Source organism: Streptomyces sp. Xyl84 (genome assembly GCF_059731885.1).
Genome location: NZ_AP029183.1, coordinates 1,488,976 through 1,508,593 on the forward strand (window position 1 = coordinate 1,488,976; position 19,618 = coordinate 1,508,593).

Sequence of the window (19,618 nt, forward strand, 5' to 3'; positions counted from 1 at the left end):
GTTACTGAGCTTGTTGGCGTGGTGTCGTCAGGGTGAGGCCGGTTTCGGCGAGGCATCCGTCGATGAGGTTGCTGCGGTACTGGATCTGGCGGAGGCCATGCCGGAGGGTGCGTATCAGGTGGTCTGGGTCGGTGAAGGCGGTGTTGGCCTGGCTGGTGCGTCGTAGCAGTGACCAGAGGCCCTCGACCGGGTTGAGGTCGGGGGCGTAGGCCGGCAGGAAGTAGCAGGTGATCCAGTCGTGAGCGTCGATGAACGCTCTCAGCCGGGCGTCCTTGTGGACGTTCAGGTTGTCCCAGACGAGCACGATGGGGGCACCGAGCTGCTGGTGGGCGGCGATGAGCAGGTCGCGGTAATCGGTCCAGGTGAAACTGCGTCTGCCGCCCCGCTTGTGATCGACGTGCCGCTTGGGCCGGTAGATCAGGCGTGAGCGTTCGCCCGGCTTGTAGCAGGCCAGGGCCGCGATGGAGAAGCGGCGCTGGGAGCGTCCCCGCACGCGGATGAGGGGTGTGTGACCGCGCTGGGCCCAGGTTCGCGTGGTGGGCGGCGTCATCGAGAAGCCGGCTTCGTCTTCGAAGCACAGCCAGGCCCCGAGCGCCGCCGCGGTGTTTCCACGTGGGGCCAGGTCTCCTTCACCCAGCCTGTGACGGCTTCTTCGTTGCGCTCCACAGCGCGGCGGGCGGGGACCTGGTGGCTGAAGCCGTGCCGGTGCAGCATCTTCGCGATGGCCGAGAGGGACATGCTCTTGTGGAACCGGCGCCCGATCAGCGTCTTGATCCGCGTCAGCGTCCAGATCTGGTCCGGCCAGCCGTGTGCGACCGGGCCCCTGGCCAGCTCCTGCTCCAGTACCGCGAACAGCTGCTCGCTCAGTTTGGGCAGCGACACCGGACCCATCGAGCGAAGACCGCCCGCGCCTGCGTCCTGCCAGGCCAGGCGCCACCGCTGAACGGAGCGCACGCTCACCCGTAAGTCCTTGGCGACCTCGGCGTTGGAGGCGCCGGCGCCGAACCGTTCGGCGGCCTCCATCCGGATCCGCTCACGAAACGCCTGCCGTTCAGGCGTCAGCCCACCACCCTGCGGATACCTCATACAACCGGCATACCGCGACGATCACACCCCGTCAGCCCCCAACGACAACACGCCAACAAACTCAGTAAGCCTCCGCGCCAGCGGCAGCGCCGGAAGCCCTCCGACGAGCGCAGCGGGCCGCCCACCGTTAACGCCGTTGATACCCTCGAGGGCTCGGTGCGGCAGGGAGCGTTCTCTCCGGAGACCGTTAACGCGGTTAATACCCCTGCGGCACCGCTCGCCCCGGCCGACGTGCGAGAAGGCGGGTCTGACCAGGATGAGAACGGGCAACCGCGCCAGCTACCGTATGACAAGGCCCCGTTCATCGTCCACGACCTGCGGCGCAAGATGGAGCCGCCCGTCTTCGTGCAGTGCGCTCAAATCCTCATGAGCGTCCTGCATGAGCAGTTCCCCACCGAGTACACCGCTTTGGTGCAACAGCTCTCCGAGCACGAGCAGACCGGCCTGAGCCGGCCTTCAGCCGGACAGCTCCAGAAACACAGAAAGCCCCGTACTCCCTCGCGGCGGTTTCCCGGGAGTACGGGGCTTCTGCTCTGCAGGCACGCCTTCGGCGGCCAGGCATGGCCACGGACCGAGCTGCCCTGCGGCAGGAACGGGCGGCGGCAGCTCCGGGACGTCCGGGAGGACACTTCGGGGCCTGGAAAACCACCGACCCCTCCACCTCATGCGCGTGTTCGGCATCAGCGACACCGCCATGCGCTACATCAGCGCCGCCCGTCCCGAGCGCACAACGAAGCTGCCCCGATTCGGCCTGCAGTGCCAGAGTGGTCCTGTCCGCAGCCCGCCGGGCAGGACCCGCCCGTCCTGGCATCTGGCCGGCCACCCGTCTCAGCCGGCCGGGGGCAGCTCAGCGATCAGGCGCCGGATGCGCCGTTCGATCTCGTCGCGGATCGGCCGGACCGCGTCGATTCCCCGGCCGGCCGGGTCCGCCAGCTGCCAGTCGAGGTACTTCTTGCCGGGGAAGACGGGGCAGGCGTCGCCGCAGCCCATCGTGATCACCACATCGGACGCCTGCACGGCCTCCACGGTGAGGGCCTTCGGGGTCTCGGCGTTGATGTCGATGCCGACCTCGGCCATCGCCTCGACCACGGCGGGGTTGACGGTCCCGGCGGGAGCCGAGCCGGCCGAGCGGACCTCGATGCCGCCCTGGCCGAGGTGGGTGAGGAAGGCTGCGGCCATCTGCGAGCGTCCGGCGTTATGGACACACACGAACAGCACCGACGGCTTGGAGGCGGTGTCAGACACGGGCGGAACCTTCCTCCGCAGCAGCCGCAGGGGCTGTCATGGGCCCGGAACTGGGAAAATAGCGGCGGGCGGCGAGAGCGACATAGACCAGGCCGATCAGTACGGGCACCTCGATGAGCGGGCCGACAACCCCCGCGAGGGCCTGTCCGGAGGTCGCGCCGAACGTCGCGATGGCCACAGCGATGGCGAGTTCGAAGTTGTTGCCCGCAGCGGTGAACGCCAGGGTGGTGGCCCGCGGATAGTCCAGGCCCACGGCCTTGCCCAGGCCCATGGAGCCGGCCCACATCACGGCGAAGTACACCAGCAGGGGCACCGCGATCCGCACCACGTCGAGGGGCTGGGAGGTGATCGCGTCGCCCTGGAGGGCGAACAGCACCACGATCGTGAACAGCAGGCCGTACAGGGTGAACGGACCGATCTTGTGGATCAGCTTCGTCTCGTACCAGTCGCGGCCCTTGGCCTTCTCGCCCAGCTTGCGGGTCGCGAATCCGGCGACGAGCGGGATACCGAGGAAGATCAGGACGCTGCGGGCGATCTCCCACACCGACACGTCCAGTCTCGTCTGCTCCAGGCCGAGCCAGCCGGGCAGGACGGACAGATAGAACCAGCCCAGCCCCGCGAACGCGATCACCTGGAACACCGAGTTCAGCGCGACGAGGACGGCGGCGGCCTCGCGGTCGCCGCAGGCCAGGTCGTTCCAGATGATGACCATGGCGATGCAGCGGGCGAGCCCGACGATGATCAGTCCGGTCCGGTATTCCGGCAGGTCCGGCAGGAAGATCCACGCGAGGGCGAACATCACCGCCGGGCCGGCGATCCAGTTGATGACCAGGGACGGGATCAGCAGGCGCTTGTCGCGGGTGACGGTGTCCAGACGGTCATAGCGGACCTTGGCGAGCACGGGATACATCATCACGAGCAGGCCGAGCGCGATCGGCAGCGAGACACCGGTGACAGTGACCTTCGCGAGCGCGTCGCCCAAGCCGGGCACCAGGCGGCCCAGTCCCAGGCCTACGGCCATCGCCGCGAGGATCCACACCGCCAGGAACCGGTCGACCAGCGACAGCCGCCCGGCCACCGAGCCGACCGCGGCAGTGTTCGTCTCGCTCACGATGCGGCCCCGGTCGGCACGTCAGGAGTCTGAGCCGCAGGCTTGCCGGGACGGGTCAGGATCGCGGCCAGCTGGTCCGTCTTCTCGGGCAGCAGCCGGTAGTACACCCACGTCCCCCGGCGCTCGGAGGCGATCAGACCGGCCTGCTTCAGCAACTTGAGGTGATGCGAGATCGTCGGCTGCGACAGCTCGAAGGCCGGAGTCAGATCACAGACGCAGATCTCGCCACCCTGCTGTGAGGCGATCATCGACAGGAGTCGCAGCCGGACCGGGTCACCCAGGGCCTTGAAGACCGGCGCCAGTTCGGCGGACTGGTCCTCCTCCAGCGGGGCGGTCAGCAGCCTCGGGCAGCACCCGGAGGCGTCGTCCTGGCCGAGGACCGCAAACTCTTGTTTCGACATGCTTCTATGTTGACAGTCTTCGATTCAGGTCGCAAGGTTGCATCGAGGTACGTCAATACAACCGACCCGGGCCGCTCTGCCCCGTTTGAGGAGCCACGCCATGAGCGAGCAGAACACCGACCTGCGCGAGACCGTCCGCCGGCGCTATGCAGCGGCCGCCGTCCAGGTCACCGAAGGCGGCACCGCCTGCTGCGGCCCGCAGGCCATCGAGGTCGACGACAGCTTCGGCGGAGCCCTGTATGCCGCCGACGAGCGCAACGCGCTGCCCGCCGAGGCCGTCGCCGCCTCCCTGGGCTGCGGCAACCCCACCGCCGTCGCCGACCTGAACGAGGGTGAGCGGGTTCTGGATCTGGGCTCCGGCGGCGGCATCGACGTCCTGCTGTCCGCCCGCCGCGTCGGCCCCACCGGCAAGGCCTACGGCCTGGACATGACCGAGGAGATGCTCGCCCTCGCCCTGGCCAACCAGAAGAAGGCCGGCGCCACCAACATCGAATTCCTCAAGGGGACCATCGAGGCCATCCCACTGCCCGCGAACACCATCGACGTCGTCATCTCCAACTGCGTCATCAACCTGTCCACCGACAAGCCCGCCGTCTTCGCCGAGATGTTCCGCGTCCTGGCGCCCGGCGGCCGGATCGGCGTCTCGGACGTCGTCGCCGACGACACCCTCACGCCTGAGCAGCGGGCGGAGCGCGGCGACTACGTCGGCTGCATCGCCGGCGCCCTCTCGTTCGCCGAATACCGGCACGGCCTCGAAGCCGCCGGATTCACCGAAATCGAGATCACCCCCACCCACGAGGTCGCCGACGGCATGCACTCCGCGATCGTCCGAGCCGTCAAGCCCGACATCGCCGACGCCGCAGCCTCATGCTGCGGCGTCACTGCCTGCTGCACACCCACCGCACAAGCCACCGACCCGAACACCACGGTCACCAAGGCCAAAAGGCAAGCCGGTTGCGGCTGCCACAGCTGACCTGACAGAACCACCCACCGGGCAGGCACCCGCGCGCAGGACTTCAACCACGGCTCCAGACGCGATTCCCCGCCAACGACCTTCCAGTCCAGAACCGCGAACACGCGCGGTTTGGCATGTGGCCGCTGCATGTTGATGCTGAGGATCCGGCCGGGACAGCCCCGTAAGGGTCATACTGCTCGCCCCCGCCCCGCCGTACCCGGGCGTCCGGCGCGGCGACCGTTGACGGACGGCACCGCAGCGTGCGGAGTGGTGGCGAGGTGCGCGCGGCCGGTGTGCTTGCCGTCGTACACCGCGGCATCGGCGGCCCGCTGGAGGACGGTGAGGTCGCGGGTGCCGATCACGTCCGGGGCGGCGGCCCGACCGACGCGGCGACATCGATGGTGCGGCCGTCGACCAGGACGACCGGGGCGTGGAGCATCCGCCCTCTTACGAACCCTCGTCCTCGCTCAACCACCGTGCCCTTCAGAGCATCAGACGCGTCGCCCGCGCTTGGTCTTCGCGCCTCGCTGCTCTCGATCTCGTACAGGGCCGGGGGAGGGCATGCCCTCACCCCCGCGACGGCGGCGTCCAGGAGCGTGACAGCGTCGGCCTCGTACGGGTCGGCGAACAGCTGGTGGTCGCTGACGTCGAACGGCGCGTACCGCACGGAGACGCGGTGTCCGAGCACGAGGGGGCCGAAGTGCTGCACGCGAGCCGGCAGACCGACCGGCCCGCCCTGCGCGTGCCAGGCGGCGTGCGGTTGTCTGACGCTGATTCCGCGGATCCAGTCGGCCGTCGGCGCAAGGGTCACGCTGCTCATGCCGCTCGCCCCCACACGGCCGTGCCCTGACGTCCTGTCCGGCGGCCATTGTTGGACGGCACGGCCACGTGCTGCCGTGTCGCGAGGACGGCGCGGCCGGAGTGCTTGCCGCCGTAGAGGGCGGCGTCGGCGGCCGACTGCAACACGGTCAGGCCTCGGAAGCCGACCAAGGCCGGGGCCGCGGCACGACCGCCGGATTCGCCGCGGCCGCGGCCGAAGCCGTCTGCCGCGGCCGAAGCCGTCTGCCATGGCCGAAGCCGTCTGCCATGGCCGAAGCCGTCTGCCATGGCCGAAGCCGTCTGCCATGGCCGAAGCCGTCTGCCATGGCCGAAGCCGTCTGCCGCGGCCGAAGGCGCCCGCCGTGGCCGGAGCCGCCCGCCGTGGCCGAAGGCGCCCGCCGTGGCCGGAGCCGCCCGCCACGGCCGAAGGCGCTGTCGCGGACGCAGCCGCGCGCATTGTCCCCGGCGTGCCGCAGCGCCCCGGAGACCTCAAGACCTCACTGACCCGGCAGTCGACGGCCCGTGCCGGCCGGCATGAACCCCGCACCGGGAACACCTCGTTCTAAGGAGAGATCACCGACGCGGCCTCGGACGAGCGCCGCGTCTCCTCCCGGGCACCGGGCGGGCCGGGAAGCGCAACAGCAGCCGGGACGACCAGGAAGTGGGCAGCATGGTGGAAAAGGCCGGTACGGCCGGTTCGCGACGCGGGTCCGTGGCGCCGAGGGCGGACGGCTCGCGCGAGGACATCGCGATCATCGGCATGGGTTGCCGTCTGCCCGGAGGCGTCTCGAGCCCCGGCGAGCTGTGGCGTCTGCTGATGGACGAGCGGGACGCCGTCGGCCCCTTCCCCGACGACCGCGGCTGGGACGTGGCGCGTTCGTACACCGCGCGCCTGGACGAGCCCGGACACCATGTGCAGCGCGAGGGCGGCTTCGTCGAGGCCGACAGGTTCGACGCCCGGTTCTTCGGCATCTCGGCACGCGAGGCGCTGGCCATGGACCCGCAGCAGCGGCTGCTGCTGGAGACCGCGTGGGAGACACTGGAACGCGCCGGCATCGATCCGAGCGGCCTGAAGGGCAGCGCCACCGGGGTGTACGTCGGCGTCATGGAGTCCGAGTACGGGCCCGGCCTGGCCGAGGGTTCCGCGGTCGAGGGCCACGTGATGACGGGCACCACCGCGAGCGTGCACTCGGGCCGTATCTCCTACGCACTGGGGCTGGAGGGACCGGCCGTCTCCGTGGACACCGCCTGCTCGTCCTCGCTCGTCGCGCTGCATCTGGCGGTCCGCGCTCTGCGCGACGGGGAGTGCGACCTCGCTCTGGCCGGCGGTGCCACCACGGCACCCACCCTCGGCATGTACGTGGAGTACAGCCGGCTGGGCGCCCTCTCCGGAGACGGGCGTTGCAAGGCGTTCTCCGCGGACGCGGACGGCTTCGGCATGTCGGAGGGCGTGTCCATGCTGGCCTTGGAACGGCTGTCGGACGCCCGGCGGGCCGGGCACCGGGTGCTGGCCGTCGTACGGGGCAGCGCGATCAACCAGGACGGGGCGTCCGACAGCCTGTCCGCGCCCAGCAGCCGGGCCCAGGAGAAGGCCATCCGGCTCGCCCTCGCGGACGCCGGTCTGAGCGGCGACGACATCGACGCGGTGGAGGCGCACGGCACCGGCACGAGGCTGGGAGACCCCACCGAGGCGCGTGCGCTGTCGGCTGTCTACGGCCGCACCGGCCGACCGCTGCCGCTGGGGTCCCTGAAGTCGAACATCGGTCACACGCAGGCCGCGGCGGGTGTCGCGGGTGTGATCAAGATGGTGCTGGCACTCCGCAACGGCGTGCTGCCACGGACCTTGCACGTGTCTGCCGCCGCGCCGTACGCCGACCGGTCCACAGGGCTGCAGGTGCTGACCCGGCGACGGGAGTGGCCCGAGCCGCCGGCGGACCGGCCGCTGCGGGCCGGGGTGTCGGCCTTCGGCATCTCCGGCACGAACGCGCACGTCATCATCGAGCAGGCCCCGCGTTCGCCGCACCGCGACGGCGCACGGCTGGAGACGACGGAGGGGCCCGGTCGGCGGGAGACGGCGCTGGTGGTGTGCGCGCGGTCCGGGCCCGGACTGGCCGAGCAGGCGTCACGGCTCGCCGCGCACATCGAGGCCGACCCCACGGTGGACATCGCGGCCGTGGCGGGCGCGCTGGTGCGGTCCCGTGCGGTGTGGGAGCACCGGGCGGTGGTGGTCGGGGCCAGCCGTGCCGAACTCGTGCGGGGTCTTGAGGAGGTGGCGGGGCAGCGGCCGGCGTCCTTGGCCCACGTCGGTGTCGTGGGTGCCGGTGACGGAGCCGGGTCCGTGTGGGTGTTCCCCGGCCAGGGGGCGCAGTGGGCCGGCATGGGCGCGGAGCTATGGGACACCGAACCCGTGTTCGCGGCCCGGATGGCGCAGTGCGAGGAAGCGCTGGGCCCCTGGGTCGGCTGGACACTGTCCGCGATGGTGCGGGAGCGGGATCCGGACATACTCGAACGTGCCGACGTGGTGCAGCCGTTGTCGTTCGCGGTGATGGTCTCGCTCGCCGCGTTGTGGCGCTCCTGGGGGCTGCGACCGGACGCCGTGATCGGTCATTCCCAGGGGGAGATCGCGGCCGCCTGCGTGGCGGGCGCCCTGTCTCTGGCGGACGCCGCCCGGATCGTCGCCGTACGCAGCCAGCTCATCGCGCGGACCCTGGCCGGTCGTGGCGGGATGCTCGCGGTCGCGGTGGGTGAGGAACGGGCCGTCCGTGACCTGCGCGAACGCGGGGACGACACGGTCGAGATCGCCACGGTGAACGGACCCCACTCGGTCACCTTGGCCGGGCCGCCCGCGGCACTCGGTGAGGCGGCGGCCTTCTACGACCGGCAGCACGTGCGCACCAGGAGGCTTCCGGTCGACTATGCCTCCCACACACGGCAGGTGGAGGATCTCCGTGCGGAACTCGTCGGCGCGCTGCACGGATTGACTCCCACGGTCACCGACGTCGCGTTCCACTCCACCACCGACGGCCGTCGGCTGACCGGAACCGAACTGGACGCGGAGTACTGGTTCCGCAACCTGCGCGAGCGAGTCGGCTTCGCGGACGCGGTACGGGAGTTGGCCGCCCAGGGCTTCCGTACGTTCCTGGAGGTCAGTTCCCATCCGGTACTGACGGCGAGCGTGCAGGACACCCTGGAAGCCGAGGGGCTGACCGGTTTCGTGATCGGCGGCAGTCTGCGCCGTGGAGAGGGCGGACGGCTGCGGATGCTGCGGTCGGCGGCCGAACTGTTCGTACGCGGCGTACCGGTGGACTGGACAGCCGTCCTGCCCGGCGCGGTCCCGTCCGTGGACCTGCCCACGACCGCGTTCCAGCGCGAGCGGTTCTGGCTCGCCCCGGGGCAGGGTGGACCCGAAGCCGTGACGGCGGCGGGGCTGGAGCCCGCGGCCCACCCCCTGCTGGGCGCGTTGATCGAGGACCCGGACACCGGAGGGCTGGTGCTGACCGGCCGGATCTCCCGGTCGACACACCCCTGGCTCGGGGACCACGCGGTGCACGGGGTCGTCCTCCTCCCCGGCACCGCGCTGCTCGAACTGGCCATGCAGGCGGGTGACCGGTCAGGGTGCCAGTCGCTTGAGGAACTGGTACTGGAATCGCCGTTGCGCGTGCCGGGGAGCACCGGGGTACGGCTGAGGGTCGTCGTGGGTGCCGCGGACGAGACGGGCCGGCGGGTCGTGACCGTGTGGTCTGGCCCGGAGGACGAGGAGGCGTCCTGGACACGGCACGCGAGCGGCAGGCTCGCCCCGGGCCCCGGCGCCGCGACACACCAGACGCCGGAGGGCTCGTGGCCGCCCGCAGACGCGGTCCGGTTGCCGGTGGATCCCTACGCGGAACTGGCCGCCCGCGGCTACGAGTACGGGCCCGTGTTCCAGGGGGTCCGGGCCCTGTGGACGCGCGGCCAGGAGATCTTCGCCGACGTGGCGCTGCCGGACGGCACCGAACCGGACGGCTTCACCGTGCATCCCGCGCTGCTGGACGCGGCCCTGCACGCCGGTGTCCTGGGCGGTGCCGTTTCCGACGGCGACGGAACGGCACTCCCGTTCGCCTGGAGCCAGGTGGAGGTGCACGCCGTCGGAGCACGCGCCGTACGGGCCCGTCTCGCCCCCGCCGAGGACGGCGGCGTCCGCGTGCTGCTGACCGACACGACGAACGCCCCGGTCCTCTCGGCGCGTTCCCTGACCTTCAGGACGGCCGGCCCGGAACAGCTGGCCCGCCAGGCCACCGGGCCCGCCGAAGGACCCGGCGCACTGCACACGGTCCGGTGGACCGCCCTGCCCGGCGCGCCGGCCGGCGACCAAGCCGCCCCGGGGAGCGTCAGGGTGATCAGCGGGGCCGCGGATCTGGACGGCGCCGCTCCGGGGAACGTCGGGGGCGACCGCTGTGACTGGCTGGTCTGGCACGCCCGCCCCGGTACGCACCCGGCCGCGAACGCCCCTGCGGAGGCCGTCAGGGCGATCACCGGCGCGGCCCTGCGCCTGGTACGGGAGTTCCTGTCCGATCCGAGGTGGGCCACGGCCAGGCTCCTGGTGGTCACCTGCCGGGCCGTCGCCGTGCACGAGGAGGAATCCGCCGAAGTGGATCCCGTCGCCGCCGCCGTGTGGGGCCTCGTCCGCAGCGTGCAGAACGAACACCCCGGCCGCGTGGCGATCACGGACCTGGCCGGCGCCCCCGACGGGACGGCCGACGGCGCGGTGCTCCGCACGGTCACGACCGCGGCGACACTGGCCGACGAATGGCAGACCGCTGTCCGCGCGTCGGCCGTGTCGGTACCACGCGTGGTACCCGCGCCGGCGGGCCTGCGGCTTCCCGACGGGCCACTGCCGTGGGTGCTCGGTGTGGCCGGCCCGGGAGGTGACGTGGTGGCGCGTCCGGCACCGGAACTACTGGACCCGTTGAAGCCCGGGGACGTCCGTGTCGAGGTGCGGGCCGCGGGAGTCAACTTCCGCGACGTACTGGTGACCCGGGGGATGCTCGCCGACGCCTCGGACCTCGGGCACGAGGCGGCGGGCGTGGTCACGGCCGTGGGCCCCGCGGTGCGGGGTGTCGCCGTCGGCGACAGGGTGTGGGGCGTCTTCCCCAGCGCGATCGCTTCCCTGGCCGTCACAGACGCGCGGAATGTAGCCCGGATACCGGAGGGCTGGACGTTCGAGGAGGCGGCAGCGGCTCCGGTGGTGTTCCTCACCGCCCTGTACGGCCTGCGGGATCTGGGCCGGCTGGGCCCGGGTGAGCGAGTGCTCGTGCACACCGCCGCCGGCGGCGTGGGCATGGCCGCGGTCGCCCTGGCCCGCCACCTGGGAGCGGAGGTCTTCGCGACGGCGAGTCCGGGCAAGCACGGGCTACTGCGCACGATGGGACTGGACGACTCGCACATCGCCGGCTCGCGCGACCTCCACTTCGAGGAACACTTCCGCGACGCCACCGGCGGCAGTGGCATGGACGTCGTCCTCAACTCCCTGACCGAGGAGTTCGTCGACGCCTCCCTGCGGCTGCTGCGCCCCGGCGGCCGCTTCCTGGAAATGGGCCTGCGCGACGTCCGTGACCCTGCCGAGGTGACCCGCGCCCACCCCGGCGTGAGCTACCTGCCCTTCCACTACTACGACGCCGGACCCGACCGGATCTCGGAACTGCTGAGGGAGCTGACCGCCCTGTTCGAGCAGGGCGCACTGGCCCTGCCTCCTGTGCGCGTGTGGGACGTACGGCGGCTGCCGGAGGCGCTGCGGACGATGGCCAACGGGCTGCACGTCGGCAAGAACGTGCTGAGGACGCCCCGTCCTCTCGACCCGGCCGGAACGGTCCTGATCACCGGCGGGACGGGGCAGCTGGGCCGCCTGACCGCACGGCACCTGGTCGCGCACCACGGGACGCGCAGCCTGCTGCTCGCCTCACGGCGCGGCGAGGCGGCCGACGGCACCGCCGAGCTCTGCGCGGAGCTGCGCGAACTCGGCGCCACCGTACGGGTCGTGGCCTGTGACGTCGCCGAGCGCGACCAGATCGTGAAGCTGCTCGACCAGGTTCCCGAGGGCGCTCCGCTCACCGGGGTCTTCCACGCCGCCGGCCTGCTGGACGACGGCGTGGTGGCCGCGCTGGACGAGCAGCGGCTGGAGCGGACTCTGCGTCCCAAGGTCGACGCGGCGGTACACCTCGACGAGCTGACGCGGGAGATGGACCTCGCCGCCTTCGTGTCCTTCTCCTCCGTAGCCGGAGTACTGGGCACCACCGGCCAGGCCAACTACGCGGCCGCCAACGCCTTCCTGGACGCCCTGGCCGTGGCACGACGGGCCCGCGGCCTGGCCGGGCAGTCGCTGGCCTGGGGGCTGTGGGCGCAGGCCAGCGGGATGACCGGCCACCTCGGCGACGCGGACACCTCACGTCTGGCGCGCTGGGGGGTCCGGGCGATGGACTCGCGCACCGGTCTCCGGCTCCTGGACGAGGCCCTGCTGCGCGACGCCGCCGTCCTGATCCCCGCCGCCCTGCACGTCACGGCCCGACGCGAACGGCGGCCGGACAGCCTCCTGCCCCCGATCCTGCGGGGGCTGACCGGTGAGGCACGGCGTACGGCCCGGCAGGCACCGGAGGCGGACGGCGTCAGGGCCCGCCTGGCCGCCCTGGGCCCCGAGGACGGGGTGGCCGAGGTGCGGGCCCTGGTGCTACGGCAGGCCGCGGCGGTGCTCGGACGGTCCGGGCCCGGCGAGGTCGACCCGCACCGGTCGTTCAAGGAACTGGGGCTGGACTCGCTCATGGCCGTCGAACTGCGCAACGCCCTCGGCGCTGCGACGGGACTCCTCCTCCCCTCGACGCTCGTCTTCGACCATCCCAGTGCCGAACGGCTCACGGAGCACCTTCTGGGACGAATGCTGCAGGACGCGGGCGGCACCGCGCGAGAGCGGACGCCCGCTCCGGACGGCGACGGGGTCGCCCCGTCTCCCGCACCGCTGTCCCCGGCTTCCCGCCCGCCCCACGACCGGCACGGCCGGCCGAGCACCGCAGGAGGCTCGCACTCGGCCTTCGCCGCCGCGTCCCCGGGCTCGGCGGCTGAGCGTGGCGCGACGGCCCGTGACGCCGGCCGCGGATCCGCCGCCGACATGACGGGAACCCTGTTCTGGCGGGGCCTGGACGCGGGCGACTTCACGACGAGCCGGCGACTGGCGGAGAACGTCGCCGTGCTGCGGGAGAAGTCGGACGACCTCGCGGCGCACGCCCCCCGGAGCCAGGACGTCATCCCCCTCTCCGAAGGCTCCGGCCCGGTGCCGCTGCTCATGGTCCCTCCGTTCGTCGCGATGTCGGGACCGCACGTCCACATGCCGTTGGCCGCCGGTTTCGCGGGGCGGGGACCGGCTGTCTCCTCCCTGTCCCTGTCCGGGTTCACGGAAGGGGACGTCCTGCCCGCCACCGCCTCCGCGGTCACCACGGCACTGGCGCAGGCGTTGCTGCGGCATGTCGGCGACGCGCCGTTCGTACTCGGCGGATACTCCTCCGGAGGAGTCCTGGCGCACGAACTGGCCACACACCTCCAGGGCTTCGGCGTGCGTCCGGAGGCGGTGGTGTTCATCGACACCTATCCGGTGGACGACCCCTACCTCGCCCGCAACCAGGAGGGCTTCCACCGGCTGATGCGGCGGTACCAGACCCGCGCCATGCCGCTGGACGGCACCAGGCTGTCGGCCCAGTCGTGGTACGCGCGCCTCTTCGCGCACTGGAAGCCGGTGAGACTGGAGGTGCCGACTCTGCTCCTGCGGGCGTCCGAACCAATGATGACGGCCGACGGCGAGGACTGGCGGGTGTCCACGCACTGGGTGCACGAAGCGGTGACGGCCACAGGAGACCACTTCTCCCTCATGGAGGAGCACGCCGCCGACACCGCCTCCGCCGTCCGGCTGTGGCTGGGGAAAGTACTGCGTCGATAGGCCGGGCCGGGAACCAGGGCCGGACGACCCTCGGCCCCGCGTCGCACATCACCGTGTGGGTGACCTTCTCCCGGCCTGCTTTCCGGGGCCGGGGCCGGAGGCGCGGGGCTCGCGCGCGGGGGCAGAAACCATCCTGCCCCCTAAGAGGTCCTAACAGAAGTTATTGATCAAGTAACCATCGGCTTGTCTGATCGTTGGTCGGGTCGTGGGGAAGCGTCAGTCGCGGCCGTGGATCGTGTCGGACGAACTGTGGCCGCTCATCGAGCCGTTGCTGGCGGAGCCAGGCCCCAAGCTGGTGGCAGGCCGGCCGCGGGTGCCGGACCGGCAGGCCCTGTGCGGGATCCTGTTCGTGCTGCACACCGGCATTCAGTGGGAGTACCTGCCGCAGGAGCTGGGCTTCGGCTCGGGCATGACCTGCTGGCGGCGTCTGGCCGCCTGGAACGAGGCCGGTGTGTGGGAGAAGCTGCACGTGGTGCTGCTGAAGAAGCTGCGGTCGGCGAAGCAGCTCGACTGGTCGCGGGCGGTGATCGACTCCTCCCACGTGCGGGCGGCCCGGCGGGTCCCAAAAGCGGGCCCAGCCCGGTCGACCGTGCACGGCCGGGCAGCAAGCACCACGTCCTCACCGACGGCCAGGGCATCCCGCTCGCGGTGTCGCTGACCGGCGGAAACCGCAACGACGTCACCGAGCTCCTGCCCCTGCTCGACAAGGTCGCCGCGGTTGCCGGTGTCGTCGGCCGGCCGCGCCGACGGCCGGACATGCTTTTCGCGGACCGCGGCTACGACCACGACAAATACCGACGCCTGCTGTGGCAGCGCGGTATCCGGCCTGTGATCGCGGAACGCGGCCAGCCGCACGGCTCCGGCCTGGGCATCTTCCGCTGGGTCGTGGAGCGGACGATCTCCTGGCTGCACGGTTTTCGCCGCCTGCGTATCCGCTGGGAGAGACGCGACGACATTCATGAAGCCTTCCTCGGCCTCGCGACCTGCCTCATCACCCACCGACACGTCCAACGCCTTTGTTAGGACCTCTTAAGGCATGAGACTGATTACCAAGTTGGGTGCAGCTGAGAGTGGGTCTTGTCATGCCTCGGGTTCGTCGCCCTCGGCCTCAGCGGCGGGGAGTTGCTGGCGGGTCATGGCCTGCAAGCCTGCGATCCGCTCGTTGGACGCGATCCTCAGCCGCTCCGTCTCAGCATCCAGCTTGTTCTTCTCGCGCTGGGTTGTGGCTTCCAGTCTGGCCTTGACCACAGCGGCACCAGCGGTGAACGAGGCGGCCACGGCTCCGCCCGCGAGGATCTCATTGATGATCTCGCCTTGCGACTGACGCTTCAGCGCATCGCCGGCACTCTCGATGAGATAGTCATCGTCGTCGTCCCATGCCTCGCGGGCAGCAGGCCGGTAGCGACCCTCCTCTTCTTCCTCGTCCCATTCCTCGTCTACGTCGTCCCTGTCCACTGAGACCACGGGGCGCCACCCCGGGGGCGGCACACGGGAGGGAACGGGGTAGCCGACGAGACGGACTCTCAGCATCTCCAGGTACTCACGTACGATCTCCGCACGCCGCTCCCCCATGACCCTGGCAGTGGTCCCGTCGAGGTCTGACGGTAGCTGCTCGCCCGTCATCGCCTTGTAGCGGAGAGTGTCCAGCTCCGTCCTGGCGTGGATCCAACCCCTCATCGCCTCGTGGCTTCCGTCGTCAGGCCACGAATCAAGGGCGTCCCGCGCCCTCTTGTGCCCCTCCTGGATGATGGCCTCACGTTCACGCCACAGGGGGTCCACTGCCTCATCATGGGTCATGACACGAGTGTGCCCCAACCTTTGGCACAGCGCTGACAGATCGTCTGTCTTAAGAGAGCCGCGACAAAGGGAGGCCCGGTCACTCCGGTGACCTGGGCCGTCTCTTCGGCATGCCCGCGACCGCGTTCTACACCCCAAACCAGCCCAGGGCAGGGCGAATTTACATATTTTGTGATGTTCTGTCGGGGTTCGCGCTGTTCTCGTCGGACCGGCAGGGTCCGGCTGCGAGAGGGGGGCTGTTCCCTGCTGGAAGCGCCGCGCAGCAGGGCCGAGGCCGCAGGGCACCGCTGGGACCCGGCCGGGGATGTGGACGCGCTGCTCAGCGGGCACGGCGCCCTGATCGGCGCACGGTGGTACCCGGCACGGACCGGTGACCGCCTGCAGGTCACCTACGAAGCGACCGACCGCGACCCACGCTGGACAGAGACGTACCAGGTCCAGGACGGTACCGACGGCCGGGCGCTGCGCCTCGTCGACCACACCGCAGGCGTCACCGGGTGGCGCCTGCACGCGACGCTAACCGTCCTCCCTCCCCTACCAGCGCATGCCGAGAGCAGCCCACTGGGCCCGCTGCTCATCGGTCAGCTTGCCGGTCCAGCGGTGGGTGTGGTCGATGCCGGCGTCCAGCTTGCTCTCTCTTTGGTCCGGCAGCAGCATCTACCACCTGCCGGCGCGAGTGCCCGGTGCAGGACCAGGACATGGCCCGACTCTCCTGTTCAAGCACGCCAACGCCACTACAGCTTCCGCGGCTCGGCCGGCGGCGAGCTGCCGCCTCTGTGTGATCCAGACGAGGACGAGGAGGAGGGAGCGGCCTGAGATAAATAAGGTTCTAACCTCCTTGAAAGTTGACTCCTCCAATTTTTGAAATCGCATCTAGTAGATTTTGTTTGAAGTTGCATCCCGCCTCACGCGCGGTAGCCTCAGTAATAGACCGTGAGTTGAGTGAGGTGCAGCATGTCCAGCGAAACCCCTGCCGCTATCCCAAGCGCCGAACACTTGCAGCACCTGAGTGCGACGCTCGCCGAGATAACATCGAATCCCGCATTCCTTGAGATTCTAGAGGAAATAGCACAGGCCCCTGAAAGTGAGAGGACTGCTGCAGCCACCCGCCTCGCTACCGTCGAGGAGCTCTCTGCAAGAGGTATCCCGATCAGCAAAGACCTTCGAATCACTACCAGATATTTCGAAAATCCGGAAGGGGTGAAAAGCGGGGACGTGGTGGCCGTGAGTACGCCATCACCTGATGAGGAGCGCAGCAGCGGCAGCGGATGGACAATATGCACCACGACCGGCTCTGCGATCGGTGGTACTACTGGCTGTGTCAGCGTGGGGAAGGCAGTCTGATGCCATCTCAAGAGGTCATAGCTCAGGAAATCCGATCGGCGCTGTCCGAAGTCATCGCCTTCATTTGTTCCCCGCAAATGGAGAGCGTAATGAAAGAATTCGCCAGTCTTCCGCAGCATGAGCGAGCCAAGTACGTCACTGACGTCCTTATTAACCCGGAGGAAATAAGGCGACGCGGCGTCGAAGTACCCCCCGATATGATAATTCAGCGTTCCGCCTTTAAGGACGAGCGACCGACACTCTTCTGTGTCACTAAGCACTTGCCGCCTGACCTCGGGTGGGAGAAAGTGACTGTGACCTTCGATAACCCATCTGGCCCCCCAGCAGTATCATATTCACAGCTCGAAGAATACGCGAGAGCGTAAAAACGCGTCCCCCTATCGAATGCTGTGGGAAGATCGGCGCCGGAAGGTGCCAATTCGATAGCCTGGACAGCCGTCACTTACTTGTGGGCATCAGGCCCCCTCCCCCCACGGCCATGCGACACGGGCGCGGTCCGGGACCCGAACATGGGCGAGCGAAACCGGCGTCTGAGGCCGACAGTCGCTGACCACAAGAACCGGCGTCCCGACTGCTCGGAGCGGGCACCGCACGCGGGTGAGGCGCGCCAGACACCGAGGGAGTGCCGGGCCCGCATGCAGGAAGGGCTACAGCAGATCCCCGCGCGGCACGCACAGGGCGGAGGACATTCACCCAGCGCGCTCCGCACCGCGAGCAGCCCCGAAAGCCGGCAGCCCCCAGTCTCCGAGGGGGAAGACCAGGGGCCGCCTGCCATGACAGGACGGTCACCAGCACCAGCGGTTCTTGACCCCACGCCGGTGAGGACGGGGACCGCGCAACACCGTGATGCCCCGCGGGTCACTGCGCCCAACGCGCGACATCCAGCACGGTCACGCTGCCGTCAACGTCCCACGTCCCCCCACCCGGCCCATGTCCCCTGACCGTCTATCAGTGCATGTCGAGGGCGGTCCATGCCGCGCGCTGCTCGTCGGTCAGCTTGTCGGCGCGGCGGCGGGTGTTGTCGATGACGGCACCGAGCTTGATGGTCGTCCCGTCCGGCAGTACCTCCACGTGCTTGCGCGGCACCCGCAGGTGTCCCTCGCGCTCGTAGAACTGCCGCACCGCCGCGAGGTTCACCGCCCGGGCGGCCTCCCGCCGCCCTACCGGCCGCGCCGCCGCCTCGGCCCCGGCGGGCGCGGGCTCCAGGCCCAGGGTCTCCAGGAGGTATTGCTGTGCGGGCATGAGCCGGTCCCGCCCGGTGCGCTGCCCTGCCGTCCATGCTCCGAGGTCTTCGCCCTGCACGATGACCTGGCCCGGAGCGTCAGGGAGCGGGCCGCCGGCGCGGACGTGTGCCTGACACAGCCGGTAGGCCCGCTGCCATCCCGCATCCCACACCGGGCACCACCCCGCGTCGATCGCTTCCAGCGCCTCCCTGCGGCTCTCTGGCAGCTCCCCCGTACTCGGCACGCCCGACTCCCCTGCCGCGCGCCGAGCGGCGTTCACAGCCGCCTTCCGGGCCGCCTGCCGCTGGTTCTTCGCCCACGTGCCGATGGGCTGCCCTTCCCACACGGCGGTGGCTGGAGGGACGAAGTGCCCGTGCGCGGCGGCGTAGGCGCGGGCGACGGCGAGCATGCCGTCCCACTCGGTGTAGACCGACCAGACCATGCCCAGCGTCTCCAGCTCGACCACGCGCTCGGCTTCCAGCGTCCCGGCCGCGTAGTACCGGCGCTGATCCGCCAGCCACGCCCCCAACGGGTAGGAGGGCCCGGGCCCTGTCCAGGCCTGCGGGGTCCAGTAGGCGACCGGCACCGACAACATGACCGACCTCGTCTCCCGCAGCCACCGCTGCGCGGCTGCGATGTCGCGCCGCCGGTACGCGTGCTCGGGGTCGATGACGCGCAGCCGTACGAACGCGGCCACCGTCGCGGGGTCGCGCTCGGTGCTGAACCGCAGCACACCGGCCGCCGCCGCACTCACCCGCGCCGACCCCTCGTCCTCCTGCTCCTGGCCCTCAGCGCCGATCTCGCCCCCGTCGCCCAACTCGCCTTCGTCACCGGTAAGTCCGGCTCCTGCCGGCCGCTGCGCGGCCTCGGGTCGGCCAGCGCTTCCACGGTGTCCGTGTCGTGCGCCCGCAGCCCCCGAGGACCTTCGCCAGGGTCCCGTAAGCGTCCGACGTGAGCATTTCGTTCTCATCCTCGTCCGGGCCGAGGAATACCGGCACGATCAGTGTGGCCAGTTTCCCGTGCCCGGGACACTCGCACTGGGGGATAGCGAGGTGCGTTGCCGATTCAGTTACTTGATGTTGTTGGCGGTGAAAATCTTCCTGAAATCAGCACTCACACATCGCATTTCGACAACGAGTAGCGCTGCACAACGAAACAGGACATGAAAGGTCCTCAGGGGTATGCCGCGCATGGTGAGTTGACCTTGCGCCGGCCACAGGACCCCGGAGAGGCCGCTGCGCCCCCTGGAGGCATCGACTCCCGCAGGTCGCCAGAGGGGCTGTCAGACCCCGTCTCGGCGGCGCAAGGTCGAAGTGATCGGCCCCTGGTAGGGGTAGCGCAGGCCCGCAGGAGCGCGCTATGGTTCCCGTGTTCTAAAATTGAAGAGCGGGCGCGGGAAAGGGCCGGCCGAGAGGCCGGGCCCGTCAATTTCGCCAAGGCGTGACTAAATTGACGGGAGCTCAGGAATGCGGGAGAGTCGAAGGACCGCACCCCACCTGTGGCCAGCCGAATGGAATTCGCGGAGCGAATTCCATTCCAGTCCGAATCGCGGAGCGAATTCGGACCTCGGCCAACGGAGTTGGCCGGGTATTCCGGCGGAGCCGGAATACGGAATTGCGGAGCAATTCCCTGGACCGCCGCGTAGCGGCGGCGCGTCGTGTCTGCGGAGCAGACCGCGCG

General features: G+C 70.2%; 11 protein-coding genes and 1 pseudogene. 4 read left to right on the forward strand and 8 right to left on the reverse strand.

Translation table 11 applies throughout. From position 1 onward, the window contains the following. Nucleotide 1: 1 nt before the first annotated feature. The 4 genes from AC6I72_RS37905 to AC6I72_RS37920 all read right to left on the reverse strand — a co-directional run bounded on the left by AC6I72_RS37905 (nucleotide 2) and on the right by AC6I72_RS37920 (nucleotide 3,843). A protein-coding gene (locus tag AC6I72_RS37905) for an IS630 family transposase (RefSeq protein ID WP_498005004.1) occupies nucleotides 2–1,086 on the reverse strand; the annotation gives its coding sequence in 2 pieces (ribosomal slippage) (nucleotides 2–640 and nucleotides 643–1,086; 1,083 coding nt in all). 828 nt (nucleotides 1,087–1,914) lie between these two features. Next, nucleotides 1,915–2,331 carry an arsenate reductase ArsC gene (locus AC6I72_RS37910; protein ID WP_498006383.1) on the reverse strand — a complete coding sequence of 139 codons (417 nt, stop codon included), beginning with the start codon at nucleotides 2,329–2,331 and terminating at the stop codon, nucleotides 1,915–1,917. After that, a complete protein-coding gene (gene arsB, locus AC6I72_RS37915; RefSeq protein ID WP_498006385.1) occupies nucleotides 2,324–3,442 on the reverse strand; it encodes an ACR3 family arsenite efflux transporter in 1,119 nt (372 codons plus the stop codon). Before arsB ends, AC6I72_RS37910 begins: the two co-directional genes overlap by 8 nt. Further along, nucleotides 3,439–3,843: an ArsR/SmtB family transcription factor gene (locus AC6I72_RS37920; RefSeq protein WP_498006386.1), complete on the reverse strand. Its 405-nt coding sequence runs from the start codon at nucleotides 3,841–3,843 to the stop codon at nucleotides 3,439–3,441. The genes arsB and AC6I72_RS37920 overlap by 4 nt, the downstream gene beginning before the upstream one ends. A 100-nt stretch (nucleotides 3,844–3,943) precedes the next feature. On the opposite strand from AC6I72_RS37920, the gene arsM reads away from it, so the two are divergent. Beyond that, nucleotides 3,944–4,816: an arsenite methyltransferase gene (gene arsM / locus AC6I72_RS37925; protein WP_498006388.1), complete on the forward strand. Its 873-nt coding sequence runs from the start codon at nucleotides 3,944–3,946 to the stop codon at nucleotides 4,814–4,816. A 170-nt stretch (nucleotides 4,817–4,986) separates the two neighbouring features. On the opposite strand, the pseudogene AC6I72_RS37930 reads toward arsM, so the two are convergent. After that, nucleotides 4,987–5,240: pseudogene (locus AC6I72_RS37930) on the reverse strand (hypothetical protein); the annotation flags it as partial. A gap of 1,047 nt (nucleotides 5,241–6,287) precedes the next feature. Here AC6I72_RS37930 and AC6I72_RS37935 point away from each other — a divergent pair. Both AC6I72_RS37935 and AC6I72_RS37940 read left to right on the forward strand, forming a co-directional pair. Beyond that, the gene (locus tag AC6I72_RS37935) at nucleotides 6,288–13,574 is read left to right on the forward strand and encodes an SDR family NAD(P)-dependent oxidoreductase (protein WP_498006390.1); all 7,287 of its coding nucleotides are present in this window, start codon (nucleotides 6,288–6,290) and stop codon (nucleotides 13,572–13,574) included. A gap of 205 nt (nucleotides 13,575–13,779) precedes the next feature. After that, nucleotides 13,780–14,597 (forward strand): IS5 family transposase gene (locus tag AC6I72_RS37940; protein ID WP_498006391.1). Its coding sequence is split into 2 segments (ribosomal slippage): nucleotides 13,780–14,128 and nucleotides 14,128–14,597, totalling 819 coding nucleotides; the frame shifts between segments, so codons are not numbered across the junction. 57 nt (nucleotides 14,598–14,654) lie between these two features. On the opposite strand, the gene AC6I72_RS37945 is transcribed toward AC6I72_RS37940, so the two are convergent. Next, nucleotides 14,655–15,371: a hypothetical protein gene (locus AC6I72_RS37945; protein ID WP_498006392.1), complete on the reverse strand. Its 717-nt coding sequence runs from the start codon at nucleotides 15,369–15,371 to the stop codon at nucleotides 14,655–14,657. Nucleotides 15,372–15,905: 534 nt separating this feature from the next. Continuing rightward, entirely contained in the window at nucleotides 15,906–16,028 is a 123-nt protein-coding gene (locus AC6I72_RS37950) for a hypothetical protein (RefSeq protein WP_498006394.1), read from the reverse strand. A gap of 297 nt (nucleotides 16,029–16,325) precedes the next feature. Between AC6I72_RS37950 and AC6I72_RS37955 the strand changes: the two genes are divergently transcribed. Further along, nucleotides 16,326–16,715, forward strand: a complete 390-nt coding sequence (locus AC6I72_RS37955; RefSeq protein ID WP_498006395.1) for a hypothetical protein — start codon at nucleotides 16,326–16,328, stop codon at nucleotides 16,713–16,715. A gap of 948 nt (nucleotides 16,716–17,663) precedes the next feature. Here AC6I72_RS37955 and AC6I72_RS37960 read toward each other — a convergent pair. Then, nucleotides 17,664–18,755 (reverse strand): helicase associated domain-containing protein, encoded by a 1,092-nt coding sequence (locus AC6I72_RS37960; protein ID WP_498006397.1) that lies wholly within the window; start codon nucleotides 18,753–18,755, stop codon nucleotides 17,664–17,666. Nucleotides 18,756–19,618 lie beyond the last annotated feature (863 nt).

What these genes read in the sequence shown, in the direction of transcription:
- AC6I72_RS37950 (WP_498006394.1), bottom strand. Translation starts at nt 16,028, where the DNA reads ATGCTGCTGCCGGACCAAAGAGAGAGCAAGCTGGACGCCGGCATCGAC.
- AC6I72_RS37935 (WP_498006390.1), top strand. Translation starts at nt 6,288, where the DNA reads ATGGTGGAAAAGGCCGGTACGGCCGGTTCGCGACGCGGGTCCGTGGCG.
- AC6I72_RS37920 (WP_498006386.1), bottom strand. Translation starts at nt 3,843, where the DNA reads ATGTCGAAACAAGAGTTTGCGGTCCTCGGCCAGGACGACGCCTCCGGG.
- AC6I72_RS37955 (WP_498006395.1), top strand. Translation starts at nt 16,326, where the DNA reads ATGTCCAGCGAAACCCCTGCCGCTATCCCAAGCGCCGAACACTTGCAG.
- AC6I72_RS37945 (WP_498006392.1), bottom strand. Translation starts at nt 15,371, where the DNA reads ATGACCCATGATGAGGCAGTGGACCCCCTGTGGCGTGAACGTGAGGCC.
- arsM (WP_498006388.1), top strand. Translation starts at nt 3,944, where the DNA reads ATGAGCGAGCAGAACACCGACCTGCGCGAGACCGTCCGCCGGCGCTAT.